We start from the raw sequence: 20,017 nt of genomic DNA, 5'->3' as shown, positions 1-20,017 counted from the left end.
TTGTAAAAATGTTCATTTCCATCGGATTTCCCATCCGAATTCGATCTTAATTTCATGATAAATCGTAACTTTCATAATTGACTATGAGATACCCCTCTTATGATACATGTATTGGGTTACACAATTCCATAGACCAAAAAAAGGACCCGGAGGTCCTTTATGCTGCACTACCATTTATTCTTATTCTGGAGCTTGTTCAGATAAATGCTATTATCAATACTTGACTCAACAGACAATATACCTAGCACCGTGACCAAGCTGATCAGACCTCCATATAAGTAAGCTTGATAAGAAAATCCGAAAGAGATAAACATGATGGTCCAGATCATCACGAGAACGACCGTACTGAAAATTATTTTGGTTTTTTTACCCACAAATCTCACCTCCAGTACGTACCTAAGGATTTAGATAATAAGACTGCTTACCGCAAAGCCCATGCCAATAAACACGAAGCAAAGTAAGATTCCCACCGCTAAATTACCTTTTTGCAAATGCTCAGACAACCGGAGTCCAGGGGTCACCCAATCGAACACCCAATAGGAGACGATTAAGCAGACATAGCCCACGACGAACCAGAGGATCATATGCCAGATTGATGCATTCGTATAGGCTGATACGCCAAGCAATATCGCTGTTCCGAAGAACCTACCACCCATCGCGAGCCCTACAGCTGCATTCCCTTTTTTCAACTCTTCTAAATCATTGTAGGGTGTCATCCAACTAAAAACGACCATTCCCAGTAATTGTAATATAATAATGACAACAATACTAATAAAAATATTAAATATGATCATGAAGCCCACCCCCTAAACTTGGTATACGCCAAATCGTAATTTCCGAAATCATGTACTTCTTCTAAGACAACAGATGCTTTTTTTAACGGCTTCAGCTTATCATATTGTTTCTCATCAATCGGCTGCTTGATTTGTTGACCTGTAGGCATCGTCAGTACGGCGAATTGTCTCGTTTGATTCTGATAGGATGTCTTATACACCCCCACGAGATCCACTTCTGTCTTCAACCGAATCTTCAGCTTATCGATATCATCTTTGGCCGCTTGCTCCGTTTTGTAAGATTTCAATGTTGTCCAAGGGGTAAGCGATACCGACGCCTTGCCATCTGCATTCGGTGTCATATCTGCTTCCATCGCTTGGAGTGTCCATATTTTATCTCCGGTTGCATAATTATCGTCATTTGCAAGCAGATCATTGTCTGGGAGAATCGTCATGTCACTGCCGATAATATCGCCTACTGTACCTTCCAGGATCCGATAATCCCATGGCACGGTGTTATTAGGCTGTTCGGATCCCGCTCCGGATGTATCCCAGCTTATCGCCGAATCATCCCACACATCATTACTCTGATTCGAGCATGCATTTGTCGCGAATGCGATAATCACGAAGAATCCAACGATACCGATAATGAATTTAAAAATTCTACCATCCCCTGAACCTGAGTTAGGTCGTCGTCCTTGATCATATAAACTCATTTATTGCACCCCCAACGCAACAAAATGACTTGCATTTCCTGTAATCAAACCGCCAGCACGCCCCAACAAACCACATGGCTTGCCATGGATCACGAATATGCCGGTCAATAAATGAAACGTTCCTGCATCCAGCTCCACTTGTGCGAGATCCGCTCGTTTTTGATAGACCAGTGGAAAATAGCGGCTCGTATCAAATCCTGCCTCATCCTTCACTTCCAGCTGCCCTGCCGGATCGAATAATTGCACCGAACCGCCCTCACGGCCGAACATCGATTTCGAGACGTAGCTCCCGTCAAAAACCGCTTTATTATAGGTAGGCAGCATATACCGTTCAATGATGGCATGCTCCTCTTCGGTATACAGTAAACCTAATTCATGCATCCCCCAGATCAACGCTTGCAAACCCTTGGATTGCAAGATGATGGCATGCGGTGAATTGAACAATTTCACATGCTCCATCTCCATCGCATAAGCGAGGGCATCCCCGCCATCGTCAATCGCCATCCATTCCTTCGGGTACAGCGCAAATAAACGCTCGATCACACGGTTTTGAGCGTCTTTTAGTATGCCTTGATCCACCCATAGCTCTAAACAGTCTACATGAACCATCTCCCGGCCACTATGTCGAGCCAACATATCGATCGTCCCGCTATCTTCTGCATGTATCCCGTACGCCACGCAAGCGACGGTATCTGGTTGCTCAACCGCCCATGCATCTGCAACAAGTTGTTTCATGATCTCATTCGGAGACGATATACCATACTGGGCACACATCCAAGGTGTTACCACGGATGCTTCAACATATCCGGTAGGCGTATCCGCGTTCAATTCCAGCAGCTTGATGTCACCGCCATTTGAAATCGCAAAATCAAATCGTGCATACCGACTAATCGCACCTGCTTCCTCCATCTCAAGTGTGTCCAAACCATGCCATAGTACCTCAGGAATCCCCATCATCCGATACAAGTCATGCTTTCCCAAGGTAAACCGAACTGTCTTATCGAAAATGTGCCACAACTGCTGCGAGGCCAACTCCAATTCTTCATATACATTCCGCTGGATCACGACCAATTGATCTATCCAATATGGATCACCCTCAAGATCCGCCCATGTGAAGCCAAGGTCGGCCAGCGTACCCACGCGATCCTGCCGATTCGGCGCAGGGCTGCCCAAGACGTAAAATGCCTCGTCAATCATCCGCCAAATCCCCCAAAGCTTCCGCCGCTCTTCGAACCACTGCTCGAACCAGATGAGCTAAACCCGCTTGATTTCCCACCGATTCCTCCTGGTGACGAGGACGTGGAACGTTTCGTAATCGAGCCGGACGATTTCGAGGTTTTGGGTACGACAGATGATCCATGAACCGTTCGGTTCTGGAAGGTGCTTGCGCCATACTTCTGCGGTTTATATACATTTCCGCTGCGCGTATCATAGGCTGTATGGTTGGAATACCAAGAGTTCGAAGAGTAGGTGCTGCCTCGGTTGAATATCAGGTGATATAACAAAAGATCATTCCAACCGAAACCAGAGGTCGTATGAACAACCGTCGTTCCACCACCTGAGCTTCCTCCGCTGCTTCCCCCAGCTCCCCCCTGATCACCTTCTTCCTCCGTTCCTTGTTTATCCGATACTAAGGACGGAATATTCCAGTCCACGGCGGCATCAAAATACTTTTTGACGTCATCATTGGACCATTCTACAAGCACTGGCTCAGTCGTGCTCTGCGACGTATTCGGTTCAGCCGAAGCCATATTAACATCACTTGGCAGCAGAAATACATTCGCAAGCAGCGCAATCCCGAGGGAGGTGGATAATACCCGCAGCGGCTTACCCTCTTGATCGAACAATTGCAGCCTTAGCGGTGTGTCTTTCTTGTCCTCCTTGTTCATCCATGAACTCTCCTCTCCATATCTAAGTCAATGATCGGTTCCGTACTGCGATCAACAGCAGCTCCATCGTCTGCTTCTCTACATTCAACCGACCTTCGATCGTCTCAAATTCCCGGCCGCTAATGGTTACATAATTCACATGGTGAAGGGCCTCAACCATCTCACGGCTCCAGCGGCGTTCATCAATTTGAACAAGATTACCATCCGATTGTTTCTCAATTAATTGTACGATCATACCCATTTCCATAAGCTAACCCCCCTGTAAAAATTTGTGCATGACCATTCATACGCACGATTCGCGAGAAATGTTTCGTTTTTCATGTATCATACAGAAAAAAAGCTATCACGTCGCCGTGGTTATGGCATCGCAATAGCCTATTCGTTCATGATCTAGAGTCTGTCGCAGCGCACGCCGTCAATATAGTACGCCTTTTCTTCATACGTTGTAAAAACAACTTCCACCTCTCTAATCCCGAGAGATTTCACTTGGCGCGTAACAGCCTCTGCGAAGCAATCTCGCACATCATCGCCGCGCTCGAACCAACCCACCTCAATAAAAGGAAACGATGGCACGAGTGCTCCGCCAAAAACCGCTGTTGTATGTAAACACTCGAACGTAAAGTTATCTGTTCCGCAGGAGCAGATTTCGGCAAGCTCTTCAACGAGCGGTTGGCTAACCTGGACAAGCTTCTCGGCTTCTACGCCTCTAATCAATAAATGGGGCAAGTTATGCTCCTCCTTATGGTTGTATTTGTTGACAATTATACCTCTCATTATAACGAAGCAGACTCTTTCCTTCCAAGATTACGTAAATGTAAGGTTCTTGTAAGTCACTTGCATAGCGCAACGATTTATCAGCTTCTATACTTAACGTAACGTGTTGATAGATGAAACATCAAGGAGAGAATAAAATGAATCAATCAAAATGGAAACAAACGCAAAAACGCATGCTGGCATGCTCACTAGTCTTTACGCTAGCGATTAGCCCAATTCTAACGACGGGAAGTGCGATGGCAGAGCCCGCACCAACGACGAAGTCATCCGTAGAGGAAGCCGCAATCCACAGCCCGATTCAATACCAGATCGATGTTCGGTTAGATGAGAAAAATATGACGCTGCACGGCAGCCAGACGGTTGTGTTCCGCAATACATCCAAAGATACGTTAAAAGAGCTCGTATTCCATACGTTCGCGGATGCGAATCGTTCGAAAGATACGCAAGCTAAAATGTTCAATAGAACGAATGCAGAAATTCAGAAAGAAGAGCCGAACCGCAAACCTGAAGATTTCTTAGGCGGCATTGATATTACACAGATTCAATCGAACGGACAAGCATTGCAATTCACGAATAAAAATCAAGCCTTAACGGCAACGCTGGGGCAAGAACTGCAGCCTGGTCAATCGATTACGGTCAAATTAGATTTTGACGTAAAACTCCCTTATGGTTCCCAGCGGTTGTCCTACTACAAAGATATCATCAATGGAGCGCACTGGTTCCCTGTCATGTCTGTCTATGATGAGGACAAACATCAGTGGGACAAGACACCTTATAGTACGATTTTCGAATCAGATTACTACACATCGTCCGATTATAAAGTGAATATGAATGTACCTTATTCGTATCAAGTCTCGATGCCAGGCACGATCACTGCGCATGAGGATGCGGAATCTGGACGTAAGATTCTATCCACTGTCGCAAATAACACCCGAGAATTTGTCTTCTTTGCAAGTCCGAATTTCAAAGTGGCGAGCGAGACGCGCGATGGTCTAACGGTACAATATTATTATTATGACAATATGCAAGGCAAAAAAGAGATCATAGATCAATACATCGATCAAGCGTTCAAAGCGATTCACTTTTTTAGCGATAAATACGGCAAATACCCCTACCCTGAATTCCGGGTCGTGGAGTCCTATGTTCAAGGTGTAGCGGTCGAATTTGCCCGCGTGATCCAAATGGGCATGATCCAGAATAAAGTCGATGCCTCGCAAGATACCGTATTCGTGCATGAAATTGCCCACCAATGGTTCCATGCCTTAATCGGGAATAACTCAGAAACCGAATCGTTCCTTGATGAAGGGTTCGCGGATTTCTCGAAAGTGTATTTCTCTGAGAAGCAGGGAGATACGACGAATGGATTCAAATCCATCCAAGTTGATGACGAATCATTTGATAAAAGCATCAGTTCAACAAATACAGAGGTTGGAGATTTAGCGAATCCGGTCTATTACGGTAAAGGTCGTCAAGCAATCTATCAATTGTACCGGAGCGTAGGCGAAGAGAAATTCGATCAATTCATGAAAGCGTATTTCAACCGGTATGTCTATCAGAATGCGACCATTGACGGTTTATTACAGACGATTGAAGATACGCTTGGCCAAACGCAGCGTGACGAGATGGAGAAGGCACTGCGTCAGCCGAATTTCGAATTGAAACCGGAATTTCAGATGACAACTGAAGAGAAAGCCGCCTATTGGCACGAGCAAATTGTAGCCATATTCCAAGCCGTGTTTGATCAGAATCCAACCGTTCCGTATGAGTCGATGAACCGTATCATTTATAAGACACTGCAAGGTGAACCCCTAACACTCGTGTTAAGTGACCAATTATCCCAGACTGCCAAAGCACAGCAAGATCAATTGGCTCAGCAAATGAAAATGTCCTTTGAGTTCTTAGGTATTCAAGCAAATGTTGTTACCGAACGGCAAGTCGTCAAAGCGAAGTTAGAGAAAGAACTTGCGAACAGCAATATCATCGTGATCGGTAATGCGAAATCCAATGCCTTTATTCAAGCCATGAAGCCTGGAATCGTGAAGCGTTCCGCAGATATCGGATTCTCGTGGAAAGATACCATGAATCAGAAGGATGTATCTGGTGCCTATGTGATCAAACATCCGTATAATAAAGATCGTCTCCTGGTGAATTTCTTCTGGACAGGTGATCAGTTGAATGAGAAGGCCTTACAACCTTACATGATGAAAGTAATGGAGGCACTTAATTTCTCAAGCAACTTCTATCAATCCTATCTTATGGATCATACCGGCAAGATGCTGCAAGAGAAAAACACTGAGAATCCACTCTCGAAATTAATGGGATAAAGTGCTGATCTGATTTAGCAATAAAGTCATAGGAAATATCTATTATGACTATTGCATCTATTGCTAGAAAAAGCGAGTCGATTGTGATAGACTCAATTTTAATCATTCCAATAACAGTACGAAAAAACCGGAGGTTAAAGCCATGACGACGAAGAAAATGCGTTCAGACATGATAAAAAAAGGCTTCGACCGCGCGCCACACCGCAGCTTACTACGTGCAGCAGGCGTGAAGGAAGAAGACTTCGACAAACCCTTTATAGCGGTATGCAACTCATACATTGACATCGTTCCAGGACATGTTCACTTGCAAGAGTTCGGTAAAATTGTAAAAGAAGCCATTCGTGAAGCAGGCGGCGTGCCGTTCGAATTCAACACCATCGGCGTAGATGACGGGATTGCAATGGGGCATATCGGTATGCGTTACTCGCTTCCGAGCCGTGAGATTATTGCCGATTCCCTTGAGACCGTTGTATCCGCGCACTGGTTCGATGGTATGATCTGTATCCCGAACTGTGACAAAATCACGCCAGGGATGATGATGGGTGCCCTTCGTGTGAACATCCCAACGATGTTTGTCAGCGGCGGACCGATGAAAGCGGGTCGTACAAGTGATGGCCGTGCGATTTCCTTGACTTCTGTATTTGAAGGCGTAGGCGCATTTATGGCTGGTAAAATTGATGAGAATAGCTTAACTGAGCTTGAGCAGTACGGATGTCCTACTTGCGGATCATGCTCCGGTATGTTCACAGCGAACTCCATGAACTGCTTAGCTGAAGGCCTTGGCTTGGCACTACCTGGTAACGGAACGATCCTAGCCGTAGCTCCTGAGCGTAAGGAATTCGTGAAAAAATCTGCTATTCAATTGATGGAATTGATCAAAGCCGATATTAAACCTCGTGATATCGTCACGATTGAAGCGATCGACAACGCATTTGCACTTGATATGGCTATGGGTGGCTCCACGAATACAGTGCTTCATACCTTAGCTTTGGCGCATGAAGCTGAAATTGATTACCCAATTGAACGTATCAACGAAGTTGCAAAACGCGTTCCTCACTTGTCCAAGCTTGCTCCTGCTTCCGATTACCACATTGAAGATGTACACAATGCGGGTGGCGTAAGCGCAGTGCTGAACGAATTGTTCAAGAAAGAAGGCGCACTTCACGGTGATTGCATTACGGTAACAGGAAAAACATTGCGTGAGAATGTAGCTGGCTGTGAAATTCAAGACACCAACGTTATTCATCCCTTAGATGATCCATACAGTGAAGAAGGCGGTCTTTCCGTACTTTTCGGTAACCTAGCTCCTCGCGGTTCCATCATCAAAGTGGGTGCGGTAGATAAATCGGTTGGCGGTTATCATAAAGGTCCTGCAATCTGCTTTGATTCCCAAGAAGAAGCATTGTCAGGTATCGCTAACGGCAAAGTTAAAGAAGGCCATGTGGTTGTTATCCGTTATGAAGGACCTAAAGGCGGACCAGGTATGCCTGAAATGCTGGCGCCAACCTCGCAAATCGTAGGTATGGGTCTAGGTGCAAAAGTCGGATTAATTACCGACGGCCGTTTCTCGGGTGCTTCTCGCGGTATCAGTATCGGTCATATCTCTCCAGAAGCTGCTGAAGGCGGTCCAATCGCATTCGTAGAAGACGGCGATATCATTGAATTGGATTTGAAGAACCGGACGATCAATCTTCTCGATGTAAGCGACGAAGAATTTGCACGTCGTCAAGCGAATTGGAAAGGCTTTGAACCAAAAGTAAAAACCGGATACCTTGCACGTTACTCCAAACTTGTAACCAATGCGAGTACCGGCGGCGTTATGAAAATCTAATTTCCTCCGCATATGAAAATCCCCTGAACTTGAAGTTCAGGGGATTTGTTCCATAAGATTGAATATAAATTATGGCGTTGCCGATGGTGTATTCGGCGTATTGCTGTAGGTCTGCTCTACAGCCATTTTCAGTACTTGCTTCTCTTGTAAAACCTCTTCAACTTCCTTGCCATTTTGAATATGTGTTCCTACATCATACCGTTTTTTTAAGAGTTCTGCGGATAGCACAATGCTTTTAGGGACTAATGCTGTAGAGCGGTCTTTCACACGGGATTTGCCTTTCGGATGGATAACGGATAGTAGAATTTTCAAATACATTTGCGTCAGGGTTGCGAACAACCCTTTTGGTAAATCATGCACGCTAAATCCCAGTTTGTCTGCGCCGCGGTGAATCATCGATACACCATAAAGGGCTTTGACATTCGATAGCTGTGGATTTTTAACAATTTCTTCAGCGAAATAAGGCAGTGCCTTCTCTACCCCTCGAATGAGTTGAATCGCAATGTGCACAGTTGACCGTGAATTCATTCCCATATCGAACAATTTCTGATTGTCGAAATGAATTTCCATCACTTGATCTCCCTTGTGAAGTACGTTCCCATCCTGCATCGTAATCGATTCGCCGTGAAACGTTGTTACCCGATAATGAAATGTTGGATCCGGATCAGCTGTTTTCTTTAAGTTAAATAGTACGTGGAAACATTGTTCCCACACCAGCCAAGCTTTCACTAAGGCTTTTTTACCAAGGCTTAATTGTTTCGACTTGAAGCGATCCGTCGTCTTCATCATTTCATCAACCCGAACGAACTGATAATCTTTGGCCTCTGCTGCCTTCATGTAGCGTTCCAAAGCCACGAGCATATTACCCGGTGCTTCAGGATCCGCTCCGAACGTTGTTCCGCAATCATGTAATAACAGAACTTCCCCAGGCCGAAGCTTACGCATTAATCGACGTTCAAGCCGATCCACGCCGACTCTTTTTCTCCAATCCCCGAACATCGCAGACCACAGAATAATTTGAATGTGACCCAGATTGCCAAAATCAAATAAATTCACAATTCCCCAAGGCGGTCGATAATATATCGTTTTGGATCCAGTAATATGATGGATGATGTCCGTCGTTTTCTTGATTTGCTTACGAACGGTGCCTGGTCGCATGAACCAATTACTTTTGTGAACGTAATTATGAATCCCAATCAAATGCCCTTCATCATGAATTCGCTTGATCACTGCGGGATTTTTTTCCGCATTCACCCCAACAACAAAAAAAGTCGCCTTTGCATCAAACCTTTTGAGCAAATCGAGCAACTCTTCCGTGTAATGGGCGTCCGGTCCGTCATCAAAAGTTAAGCATATTTCCCGCTCGCTCTGCCCTCTTTTGAACACTCGAAATCCAAAAATACGACTGAACACGCCTGGGAGAAACGCATAAAACGTTAAAATGTAGAAACACCATAGAACCAAATTTTCCATGTACATTTCCCCACTTTTCAAATGAGCTTCTATTATTGTATCATACAGGTGCAAAAAATAGGCATTAATTTTGAAAATAGTGTACAATCAATTGTATACATTTCTTAAAGAATTTAGGGAGGTTTGCGTAGTTGTTACCTTTTTACAAAAAATATTGGAAAACCGCATTTGACATTGGTTTAATTATTCTTACGGTGTACTTAACCATGTCACTGTTCAGTTATTTGTATAAAATCGCTACACCTATATTTTTATCTTTTATCATTTATCTGATCATTGAACCACTTGCCAAATTTCTGCATCGGCGGGGTATCAAAAAAGCCATTGCTTCAGCTATATCCGTCTTGGTATTTATTTTACTGCTGCTGAGTGTTTTCTTCGGCTTAAGCGTGATTCTCATCGCACAGATTTCCAGTCTTATTGACAAATTGCCTGACTACAGTGATGCGTTCAAAGGGACGTTGAATACCATCATTATTGATTTTCAACACAAAGCAAATTTATTGCCGCCAGATGTCCTCGCGAATATTAACAAATACTTAGGTTCTATGGCAGGCAAAGCATCCACTATCGGGATCTCCGTATTGAATACAATGCTTAGTTACTTACAATCCTTCTCCTCCTTCTTGGTGAACTTCGGTATCGGGATTATTCTTGCTTATTTCTTAAGTACAGAAATTAAGTCTTGGCAGATACTGGCGAATGAGAAAACGCCCCGAACGTTCAAAAACGCATTTATTTTCTTGCGAGAAAATGTGTTCCGAGGTCTAGGAATCTACATCAAAGCTCAATTTAAATTAATTTCGATCACGTTTGTAGGTATTTTCGTCGGGTTGATCGCACTTAATGTCTCCAACGCTTTCACACTCGCGCTGATCTCTGCCTTACTGGATTTACTGCCATTAGTAGGTGTACCAGTACTCTTTATTCCATGGGTTATTTATCTATTCATTGTCGGGAATACGAGCCTTGCGATCTGGTTGCTTGTAGTTCTTGGAATCGTGATGCTGGTCCGGCAAATCATGGAGCCTAAAATCACAGGGAATACACTGGGCGTATCTGCTTTTACGATGCTCTCCTGTATGATGATTTCACTATCCTTGTTCGGCGTCGCTGGATTAGTATTATCGCCAATCCTGCTCATTCTTATTAAAGCGCTGATGGACCAAGGCTATATCAAACGCTGGATTCGAATGCCAAAAGAAGAATTCGATGGATCAGAGGCTGTGATCAGCCAAGATATCCATGACACCACGAAATAAAAATGTTGCTTGATTCGAGCCTGTCACAGGCCGATTCTCGCTAACCACGGCAACCGCGTAGCGTGGAGAAGCAACAGGGCCATATCCGATAAACCAATGGTTCGTCGAGGAATGCCCTGGCTTCTTTACCTGCGCGGTTCCTGATTTTCCAGCTACTTGCCATTTCGCCTTCAATAAAGAAGTTCCTGTCCCTTCCGTCACAACTTCTTGCATCCAATGTGCAATTTCTTGTGCTGTCTCGGGTCGAATCGATCCATACGGCGAGGGGGCTAAATGTGATTCTAAAGTGGACATAAGCTGACCATTCGCATACCGAATCTCCTTCACGATTCTTGGCGCATGAACCTGTCCGCCATTCAATAGGGTTACGACCATATTGGCAGCCTGTAATGGGGATACCAGAACGTCGCGTTGCCCAACAGAAGATTGTACCATGACACCCCCATCGATCGGGTTATTCGTAAATACACGCCCCGCTTCTTCCCCGTCAAGTTGTTTGAAATTCCGTTGATCCATAAATGCGTCAGCCTGCCATCCTATGGTTCGGGATAACCCTAACATGGAAGCGTAACGAGCCAATACCTCTGGTGCTAGATGCTCTCCGATCGTCGCGAATACGATATTGCAAGAATTCGCAAACCCTTCCTCCAACGTTTCTAATCCATGCCCGCCTTCTTTCCAGCAAGAGAATCCATACTTCCCATAATCTCCGTGGCACTCGAACGTTGCTTGTGTTATCCCCTTGATCGTCTCAAGCGCAGCCGCAGCCGTCACGACTTTGTAAATGGACCCTGGGACTAGCGCCTTCGTCCCGCGATTTCCCCAATCTTGATTCTTCGGATCGACGTGACTCGGATCAAATGTCGGTTTGGACACCATCGCGATGATATCACCAGTATACGCATCAAGGACAACGATTGCCCCTTTCTTCAATCCTGAACGATCGGCGTAAGCCTCTAACTTGGTTTGTATTGAAGAGTCAATCGTCGTCATCACTTGCAAAGGATAAAAAGGGTTATCCGGCTTCGTCATGCGCGTATCTAACCCTAGTAAAGGCCGTTTGGCGGCGTCAACGAAATAGGTTACTGTTGTAGGCCCCACCCCGCGTAAGAAGGGATCAAATGTCCGTTCTAACCCCGCGGCGCCGATCGGTGTGACCAATGCTGTCTTCCAGCGGTTGAGCCCGTTCGCAGCTTGATCTTGCACAAGTTTTGGCTGCTGTGCAACGAATCCTAACCATTGCTTGGCAACGGCAGTTGCCCCATATCTCATTTGGTAGGACAAGACCCGGATGCCGTTCAATGTTAAGGATTCAATTTGCTGGATCTCCTGGGAGGTAAGCTGATGAGGTTCATCCTGACCTGCTTGTCTCCAAATCTCTGGTGCTTTCAATTGCTTCCAATACAGGTTCAGAGCTTCATACGATATATGCAAAACTTTCGCGAGTTGATGTTGTTGTTCAAGACTGCCACGAGAGGATGCATGGATAGGAAATAGAACCAGGACAGGTACCGACTTTCCTGTGAGCGGTAGACCCTTTCGGTCATAAAAATTTCCGCGGCCGCTATCGAGTACAATTCCACGTTCGCGTTGCAACACAGATAATTGAGCGATACTTTTCCCGGTTGTTGTTGGAGCTTCATAGACACGCAATTGCATCCATGCAATCCTTCCTGCAATACAGGTAAAGATCAGGGTTAATACCATGAGGCTAATAAAAATTCTACGTTTCTCCGTAAACATGCAGATCGCTCCGTTCATCCATTCGTCGATCTCATCAGTATTACCATTCCAACGCGAAAAAACCTGTCTGAGTATCCTCAGACAGGTCATCGTTGTGAATCTTATAATGTAAAACGAGACAAGGTTTCTTTCAAACGCGTAGATACCTCTTCAAGCTTATTCGATAGGTCAATTAAGTTACTGCTTACACTCAATTGCTCGTTACTCAATGAAGCTACTTCCTCCGACGTCGCAGACGCTTCTTCCGCCACAGCACTGACGTTGCTCATGGCTTCTGCAAGTGTTGCCTGTGATTGATCGAGCTGTTGAATGGAATCCGTCGTTTGATCTAATTGTTGAATGAAGCCGCCCATCTGACCTTGAACCGTCCAGAAAATTTCGTTCGCTTCCCGTACAGAAAGAATTTGCTCTTGGAAAATCGGATAAGCCGTAGACAGTACATCGACCGTTTCGACAATTTCCCCGGAAATTTTATCTGTAATCTCCCCGACGATACTGATGGATTGTCTTGACTGGTCAGCGAGTTTGCGAATTTCGTCCGCGACGACCATAAATCCCTTCCCTGCAGCGCCGGCACGAGAGGCCTCGATCGTCGCATTCAGCGATAGAATATTAGTCTGCTTCGTCATATTGCTTAATACATCAAGAATCTTACGAATCGAGTTCGTGCTTTCTTTCAATGCATTTACTTTTTGAACCAACGATCTAACCATTTCTTCCGTCAAACTCGTCTTCTCCGTCAAGGTGTTCATATGGGATATCCCTTGTTCACTGACGCGTTCGACTTCGGAAGCAGCGGTACCCATCTCCATATTGGACTCGATGACCTTGCTCATATTCGTACCAATCGTTATCGTTAGATCATTACCACGCTCGGCCTCTACAGCCAGATTTGACGCGCCATTGGCAATTTCTTCGGTCGCCACGGCAATCTCTCTTGCAGATATCGCGGTTTTCTTCGATGCATCACTTAATTCTGATGCGGTATGTAGTACATCTGATGCTGATTGACTCGTATGCTGCACGAGTGACGTAATATTATCCATCATCTCGTTAAACCCTCTGGATAGTTGACCAATCTCATCTTCGGTCTTAATCTTGGTTCGTACGGCTAAGTTGCCGTTAGCCCCTTGATTCATCAGATTACGCAAATGGTTTAATGGTCTACCGACCATACCCACAACCCATAGTCCCACCAATGCGGCAACAATCGTCGCAATCACGGCTGATATGATCGTAATGTTAAAGATGTAACTTGCTTTTTCAACAAGCTTCTTCACGGGTACTTCACTAACTAATTTCCATCCGCTTGCAGCCAATGGACTATAGGATACAAGAAAGTCTTTACCTGTCTCGTTCGTAACCGTTGCGCTAGCGCCTTGATTCGCTTCTTGCGCCTCCGGCAGAACCAATGCTGACTTTTGGGTAATTAGCTCGGGCTTTTGGGAATATACGACCTGATTATCCAGTCCAAGCAATAAAAGATCACTGCCGTCACCTAAATTAATCGATGTCAGGTTTTTCCCAATTTCACTGACTTTGAGTTCAATCAACAGCACATGCGAAGTACGGCCGGATAATACATCTTTAAGCTGGCGTGCCATTCCAAAAGTCTGTTCTTGCGAACCCCCTATCAACCTGCCTGTTTGCGTAGGTATATACACGGTTCTTCCGTTGGCTTTCAGCGCATCAATGAACCAGTCTTTCTTCCGGATCTCTTCTACGTTCGCTCCGGTTCCATTCGTAGACTCAATGTGAGTGTCTCCTTTCATCGGAATCAACGAAATTCCGGAAATACTCGCATTCGTCACTGAAAATTGCTGCAAAATATCAGAAACTTTCTTGGAAGCAGAGAATTTGTTGTAATCGCTTTCGCCGCTTGAAATCGAAATGTTCAGGTTCTCTTGTAGTTCTTTGCTCATTAGTAATTGCATTGAGAGATCTTCGTATTTACTAAAGATCAGATCCAGTTTCTCCCGAGCTTGTACCATCGTCTGGTAATTCGCTTCGGATGACTGTTCTTTAATGATGGTCTTTGACTGTGAGTAGGAATAGAGCCCGATCCCCAAGACGAATACAATGCTGCTGACAAAAAAGATGATAAAAAGCTTGAGACCAACGGATTTAAAAGGATTTTTGAAGGTCACTTTTAACTTCGGTTGAGCGTGCATCCAACTGCACCATCCTTTACCTATATATTTCTATATATATTTCTTCGGCACTATTAGACAAAAACCTTTGCTATTTTTACAAAAAAATAAAATATGTTAAAGAAAAGCCTCCGATCCATGATCGAAGGCTCTTGTTATTCCTTATTTCCCGTTCTTTTTCCGCATCATATCAAAATATTGTACAGGCTCTTGGACCTTAATACGTACACGTTGTAATGGGTGGCGCGCCGCATCAAGTGGGGCTCCAGACTCATCCCAGATTTCTTCAATCGTCTGTTTGAAGAATGTTCCATTCGGTCCGAAGAACTCCACGATTTGTCCCGGTTTAAAGTGATTACGCTGCTGAATCGTCGCGATCCCTGTCTCCGCATCGTAATCCATGACAAGTCCTGCGAAGTCGTAAGGTGCAGCTTTCTCTTCCGGTTCATAAATATGGTCTTCATGATCGGGTGTATCGTAGAAGAATCCCGTGTTCAGCGGGCGGTTAGCCGCTTTGTTGATTTCTTCAATCCATTCCGGCTTCAAGACATAATTATCGGGATCTGCCATATAAGAATCGATAACCTGGCGGTATACGTTCACGACCGTTGCAACATAGTGAATCGACTTCATTCTTCCTTCAATCTTGAAGCTGTCCACGCCGACTTCAATCAGATCCGGCAAGTGTTCGATCATACAAAGATCTTTTGATCCCATCGAGAACGGATTATCTTCTTTCTGGAACAACGGAAGCTGTGTGATCCCGACTTTGAATTGCTCCAGTACGGAGTCTTGACCTGCTTCTTTTTCACTAATGAGCTCGTCCAGATCAGCTCGTCCATCTTCGAACAAGTCATATTTCCAACGACAAGATTGACAGCATCCCCCGCGATTGGAATCACGATCCGTGAAATGATTTGATAATACACAACGACCTGAATAGGAAGAACACATGGCACCATGAATGAACGCCTCGATCTCAATATCCACATGCTGCTTCATCTCATAAATCTCTTCCAGGCTAGTCTCACGTGCCAGGACCACCCGCGGAGCGCCTTCTTCTTTCCAATACTTCACGGTCTGCCAGTTCATGATGGATTGCTGCGTACTTACGTGAACTTCAAGGCCCGGTACGACGCGCTGCGCTGTCTCTATAATAGCCGGATCTGCCGCAATAATTGCGGAAATGCCTGCATCATATAAATTACGCAGGTATTCTTCAATACCTTCGATATCCTCGTTATGCGCATAAATATTCGTTGCGACGAACACTTTTGCGCCGTATTTCTTCGCAAATTCAACACCTTCACGCATTTCTTCAAAGCTGAAGTTGTCTGCATTCGATCGAAGACCATACTTCTGGCCTCCGATATACACCGCATCTGCTCCATAATGGATCGCAAATTTCAGTTTTTCCAAATTACCTGCCGGAGCAAGCAATTCCGGTTTATCAAGCCGATTTCGTTTGCCCTTTAATTTCGGTTTTTCACTCGTTAACATTGTTTGCACCTCTTGCTCTTCATCTGTGTCCGAAGACAACTTCTTAATAGACTTGCTCTTTATAGAAAAATCCGTAGCTTAGCTCGCGCTCGGGGTCTTGTACTTCTTGAACGGCTTCTAACCATTCGGGTTGGAACTCATAGTTCTCAGGATCGGCAGTATACGCATCAATTGCCAGACGATAACTGCGAATGATTGTTTCGTTATATCGATCGGATTTCAGCAAACATTCAATCTTCAGACTATCGATACGGCCTTCAAGCAATTCATGAATATTCTCGAGCATACAAATATCATCCGAACTCATGATATGCGTACCGTTTATATCTTCATAGATGGGATATTTCTCTTCTTGACGTTCTTGTTCAATGAGGAATAGTCCGCGATCTATCGTTAGATCCTCCCCATGAACCTCCACAGCGTCATGATTCCGCACATTCTGGTGGGACATATAGCTCTTCACCAAGTTCCGCTTCGAATGATAAATGTTCGTCATGCCGTGAACTTGAACTTCCACTTCCATGTTTGGCAGCTGCTCTTTCATTTCCAATACTTGATCCATATTCAGTTCACGCGCAAGAACTACACGCTTAGCTCCACGCTTCGCCCAATACGTCGCTGTCTTATAATTCGTGGAGGTCATTTCTGCATTCCAATGTAATGGTAATTGCGGAGCTGCTTCCCGTACTGTCATCAGAACGGACGGATCTCCGTATACAATCGCATCCACACCTGCTTCTTGCAAAGCTGTGAGATAGGCGGGAAGCTCATGAAGTACTTGGTTATCCATAATATTGTTTACTGCCACATAAATCTTTACGCCTGCTTCCTTACCTCGTTGCACCGCCTCACGAATATGAGCGAGTGTCATGTCGCCCGGAAGGCGCATCCCGTATTTCTGTTCTCCAACGAGCACGGCATCTGCGCCGGCTTGCATATATTTCTGCAATTGTTCCAAGGAACCCGCAGTCACGAGTAATTCCGGTTTTTTGGTCATTGTCTATATTCACCTCATGGTCTTTCCATTCACCTTATTGTGCTGTTTCCTTACTCTTTTTAATATTCGCTAAATGCTGCTTATAGGTCTCCGCGAATAAATGGGTCTGCGTACCGTCTTTTTTGGTTACATAGTACAAATATTTGGATGGCGTCGGATTCAGTGCTGCTTCAATAGAAGCCAGACTTGGACTTGCGATCGGACCTGGCGGTAAACCATCGTGCAGGTAGGTATTGTATGGACTCTCGATTTTCAAATCTTTATTGAATAATCGATCCTTCGGCTTATCGAACAGATACTGAATGGTTGCATCAATTTGCAACGGTTTATTCTGCTTCAGACGATTATAAATCACACCTGCCACAAGTCCGCGCTCCGAATCTACAACAACTTCTCTCTCAATCAAGGAAGCTACGGTCATCAACTGGTGGAAATCCAAATTGTGTTCTTTCATTTGCTGCTCCCAACCCGTAGGAAGCTGTTTCACTTTCTTATCTAATTCATCCAGCATTCGCTGAATAATATCCTTCTCCGTACTCCCCTTTTTAAGTTCATACGTTTCCGGGAATAGATAACCTTCTAACCGATGAAGCAGCGGTGCTTCTGAAGGAATCGAACCTGTCTCTGCAGAGGTGAACACGGCTGGTTCGTTTGCGAGTTTCAAGAACTCATCTTTATTCAGCCCATGCTCTGTACTTAATTTTTCAGCCATTTGGATGACTGTGTATCCTTCAGGAATCGTGAATCGAATCACTTCATCGGGAATGACATCCCCGGTATTAAGCTTCTTAATAATCTCATCATACGTCATCCCTGGTGTCATCGCATACTTACCCGCTTTGAAGGATTTTCCTTCATTTTTCGTTTTCAGATATACTTTAAATAACAAGCTATTTTTTATGAGTCCCTCTTGATCTAACAAATCTGCGATTTTTGAAGTTCCCATCCCTTGTTGGATTTGAATTTCAATCGCTTGTTCGCTCTTTGCGGTTGGCTGCATTTGTAACCAGCCATATCCTGCTCCACCTATTACGATGATCAGCAAAATGACGAGAACCATACACCCCAGCTTCTTCATTCTGTTCATCATCCCCCCTTAAACTTTTATAAATTCTACAGTGGTAAAAACTCTTGAAAGTATACCACAGATGTATGTGGATCATTAACCACCAAAAAGAGCGGAAAGATTCCGCTCTTTTCTCATTATAAATGAAGTTTCAATCGTGTTCTAGGGCTCGTCAATGGCATCTGGGAGTGTAAGTTCATCATACAGTTCTGAGATGTTCTCCCACTCATCATCATCCTCAATGGTTTCTAGCTCCGGTGTTCCCTCGGCGGATGTTGAAATACGGAAAATCTCAACCTCACCATGCGGGTCTGCATCGCTTTGAAGCACGGCATAACCTTGTGCTCCTAATTGAAACTCCTTCAGTAGACGATATACAATGGCATGCCCCTGATCATCTGTTAGCTCGATATCATTGCCGAAGGCTTCAACAAGACGGTTCGAATACACGACATCTCTTAACTGATAATAACTCATAGTTTTAATTCTCCTCTTCTAGCTCACCGACTAGCGTATTGAAGGTTTCCTCAACCACTTGCCACTCTTCTTCGTCTTCGATAATATACAATTTCAAGTCGTCGCCGTCTTCCTCATAACGGAAGGCATACACCTCTTCGGAGTCCTCATCGTCTGATTCCATCGGCACAACCATCATATACTTATTGTCGGAGCCATCTACTTCAAATTTCATGATGACTTCGAATTCTTCTTCATTGCCCTCGTCATCAGGAATATAAATAATTTCCGGTTCATCGATTTGTACTTCATTGTCCTTTGTCATCTGCAATCACCCTCACCTTTTCATTTTAGAATCCAAATAGTTTTGCAAAATCAACGTTGCTGCCAGCTTATCCACGACTTGCTTTCTCTTCTTGCGGCTCATATCTGCTTCGATTAGTGTACGCTCCGCAGAAACGGTTGTCAGTCGCTCATCCCAAAGGTGAACAGGTAAGTTAAAAGTTTCTTGCAACGTTTGGGCAAATGCCATACAAATTTCGCCGCGGGGGCCGATCGTTCCATTCATGTTCTTCGGTAAACCAAGCACAATCTCACCGATTTCATTTGCTTGAATGATTTCCTCGATCCGTTTCAGCTCATTGCCTTCACGTTTTCGATCGATGACATCCAGCCCTTGGGCTGTCCATCCGAAAATATCGCTAACGGCAATACCGATTCTACGGTCCCCGTAGTCCAGACCAAGAATTTTGTTCATTTCTCGTACTCCTGTTATCGATGCTGATGTAAGTAAGAACGCACGAGCTCTTCAATCAGCTCATCTCGCTCTTTCTTTCGTACTAAGCTTCGAGCATTGTTATGACGAGGAATATAAGCAGGGTCCCCGGACAATAAATACCCTACAATTTGATTGATCGGGTTATACTCCTTCTCCATCAAAGCATCATACACCTTCAGAAGAATTTCCTGCGAAGTAAACTCTTCTTCTTCTGCCTTGACGTTAAACTTCATCGTTTTATCCATCGACTCCATCGCCAACACCACCTTCACTTCAATTCCAAAG

Annotated in this window: 20 protein-coding genes; 3 read left to right on the top strand and 17 right to left on the bottom strand. The window is 44.6% G+C overall.

What is annotated here, in order from left to right:
- Positions 1-167 precede the first annotated feature (167 nt).
- From BVG16_RS06845 to BVG16_RS06815, 7 genes are all read right to left on the bottom strand, one after another.
- Complete coding sequence (locus BVG16_RS06845; RefSeq protein ID WP_078497785.1) at positions 168-374, bottom strand: hypothetical protein; 207 nt, start codon at positions 372-374, stop codon at positions 168-170.
- Between the two features lie 30 nt (positions 375-404).
- Positions 405-794 carry a DUF350 domain-containing protein gene (locus BVG16_RS06840; RefSeq protein ID WP_078497784.1) on the bottom strand — a complete coding sequence of 130 codons (390 nt, stop codon included), beginning with the start codon at positions 792-794 and terminating at the stop codon, positions 405-407.
- On the bottom strand, positions 791-1,489 hold the full coding sequence (locus tag BVG16_RS06835) for a hypothetical protein (protein ID WP_078497783.1): 699 nt from the start codon (positions 1,487-1,489) through the stop codon (positions 791-793). Before BVG16_RS06835 ends, BVG16_RS06840 begins: the two co-directional genes overlap by 4 nt.
- Positions 1,490-2,686 (bottom strand): glutathionylspermidine synthase family protein, encoded by a 1,197-nt coding sequence (locus BVG16_RS06830; protein ID WP_078497782.1) that lies wholly within the window; start codon positions 2,684-2,686, stop codon positions 1,490-1,492.
- A complete protein-coding gene (locus tag BVG16_RS06825; RefSeq protein ID WP_078497781.1) occupies positions 2,683-3,378 on the bottom strand; it encodes a hypothetical protein in 696 nt (231 codons plus the stop codon). Before BVG16_RS06825 ends, BVG16_RS06830 begins: the two co-directional genes overlap by 4 nt.
- 22 nt (positions 3,379-3,400) lie before the next feature.
- On the bottom strand, positions 3,401-3,625 hold the full coding sequence (locus BVG16_RS06820; RefSeq protein ID WP_078497780.1) for a hypothetical protein: 225 nt from the start codon (positions 3,623-3,625) through the stop codon (positions 3,401-3,403).
- 143 nt (positions 3,626-3,768) lie between these two features.
- The gene (locus BVG16_RS06815) at positions 3,769-4,104 is read right to left on the bottom strand and encodes a DUF1904 family protein (RefSeq protein WP_078497779.1); all 336 of its coding nucleotides are present in this window, start codon (positions 4,102-4,104) and stop codon (positions 3,769-3,771) included.
- 185 nt (positions 4,105-4,289) lie between these two features.
- On the opposite strand from BVG16_RS06815, the gene BVG16_RS06810 reads away from it, so the two are divergent.
- Entirely contained in the window at positions 4,290-6,476 is a 2,187-nt protein-coding gene (locus BVG16_RS06810) for a M1 family metallopeptidase (protein ID WP_078497778.1), read from the top strand.
- A gap of 142 nt (positions 6,477-6,618) precedes the next feature.
- The gene (gene ilvD / locus BVG16_RS06805; protein WP_078497777.1) at positions 6,619-8,307 is read left to right on the top strand and encodes a dihydroxy-acid dehydratase; all 1,689 of its coding nucleotides are present in this window, start codon (positions 6,619-6,621) and stop codon (positions 8,305-8,307) included.
- A 69-nt stretch (positions 8,308-8,376) separates the two neighbouring features.
- Here ilvD and BVG16_RS06800 read toward each other — a convergent pair whose 3' ends face one another.
- Complete coding sequence (locus BVG16_RS06800) at positions 8,377-9,780, bottom strand: polysaccharide deacetylase family protein (RefSeq protein WP_078497776.1); 1,404 nt, start codon at positions 9,778-9,780, stop codon at positions 8,377-8,379.
- A gap of 131 nt (positions 9,781-9,911) precedes the next feature.
- Here BVG16_RS06800 and ytvI point away from each other — a divergent pair, with 131 nt between their 5' ends.
- Complete coding sequence (ytvI, locus tag BVG16_RS06795) at positions 9,912-11,042, top strand: sporulation integral membrane protein YtvI (RefSeq protein ID WP_078497775.1); 1,131 nt, start codon at positions 9,912-9,914, stop codon at positions 11,040-11,042.
- Here ytvI and BVG16_RS06790 read toward each other — a convergent pair.
- The 9 genes from BVG16_RS06790 to BVG16_RS06750 all read right to left on the bottom strand — a co-directional run bounded on the left by BVG16_RS06790 (position 10,998) and on the right by BVG16_RS06750 (position 19,986).
- Positions 10,998-12,785: a peptidoglycan D,D-transpeptidase FtsI family protein gene (locus BVG16_RS06790; RefSeq protein WP_233146908.1), complete on the bottom strand. Its 1,788-nt coding sequence runs from the start codon at positions 12,783-12,785 to the stop codon at positions 10,998-11,000. The two genes, ytvI and BVG16_RS06790, sit on opposite strands and share 45 nt — an antisense overlap.
- Before the next feature lie 101 nt (positions 12,786-12,886).
- On the bottom strand, positions 12,887-14,956 hold the full coding sequence (locus tag BVG16_RS06785; RefSeq protein WP_078497773.1) for a methyl-accepting chemotaxis protein: 2,070 nt from the start codon (positions 14,954-14,956) through the stop codon (positions 12,887-12,889).
- 141 nt (positions 14,957-15,097) lie between these two features.
- Positions 15,098-16,435, bottom strand: a complete 1,338-nt coding sequence (locus BVG16_RS06780) for a peptidase U32 family protein (RefSeq protein WP_078497772.1) — start codon at positions 16,433-16,435, stop codon at positions 15,098-15,100.
- 43 nt (positions 16,436-16,478) lie between these two features.
- Entirely contained in the window at positions 16,479-17,432 is a 954-nt protein-coding gene (locus tag BVG16_RS06775; protein ID WP_078497771.1) for a peptidase U32 family protein, read from the bottom strand.
- A 34-nt stretch (positions 17,433-17,466) separates the two neighbouring features.
- Positions 17,467-18,510 carry an endolytic transglycosylase MltG gene (gene mltG, locus BVG16_RS06770; protein ID WP_078497770.1) on the bottom strand — a complete coding sequence of 348 codons (1,044 nt, stop codon included), beginning with the start codon at positions 18,508-18,510 and terminating at the stop codon, positions 17,467-17,469.
- Positions 18,511-18,660: 150 nt separating this feature from the next.
- Entirely contained in the window at positions 18,661-18,975 is a 315-nt protein-coding gene (locus tag BVG16_RS06765) for a DUF1292 domain-containing protein (protein WP_078497769.1), read from the bottom strand.
- A gap of 4 nt (positions 18,976-18,979) precedes the next feature.
- Positions 18,980-19,279, bottom strand: a complete 300-nt coding sequence (locus BVG16_RS06760; RefSeq protein ID WP_078497768.1) for a DUF1292 domain-containing protein — start codon at positions 19,277-19,279, stop codon at positions 18,980-18,982.
- A 12-nt stretch (positions 19,280-19,291) separates the two neighbouring features.
- On the bottom strand, positions 19,292-19,711 hold the full coding sequence (gene ruvX / locus BVG16_RS06755; RefSeq protein WP_078497767.1) for a Holliday junction resolvase RuvX: 420 nt from the start codon (positions 19,709-19,711) through the stop codon (positions 19,292-19,294).
- A 14-nt stretch (positions 19,712-19,725) separates the two neighbouring features.
- Complete coding sequence (locus BVG16_RS06750; RefSeq protein WP_078497766.1) at positions 19,726-19,986, bottom strand: IreB family regulatory phosphoprotein; 261 nt, start codon at positions 19,984-19,986, stop codon at positions 19,726-19,728.
- Positions 19,987-20,017: the final 31 nt, after the last annotated feature.

Origin of the sequence: Paenibacillus selenitireducens, assembly GCF_002021565.1 — a bacterium.
Lineage (GTDB): Bacteria > Bacillota > Bacilli > Paenibacillales > Paenibacillaceae > Paenibacillus_K > Paenibacillus_K selenitireducens.
This window is presented reverse-complemented; position numbering and strand designations above follow the sequence as displayed.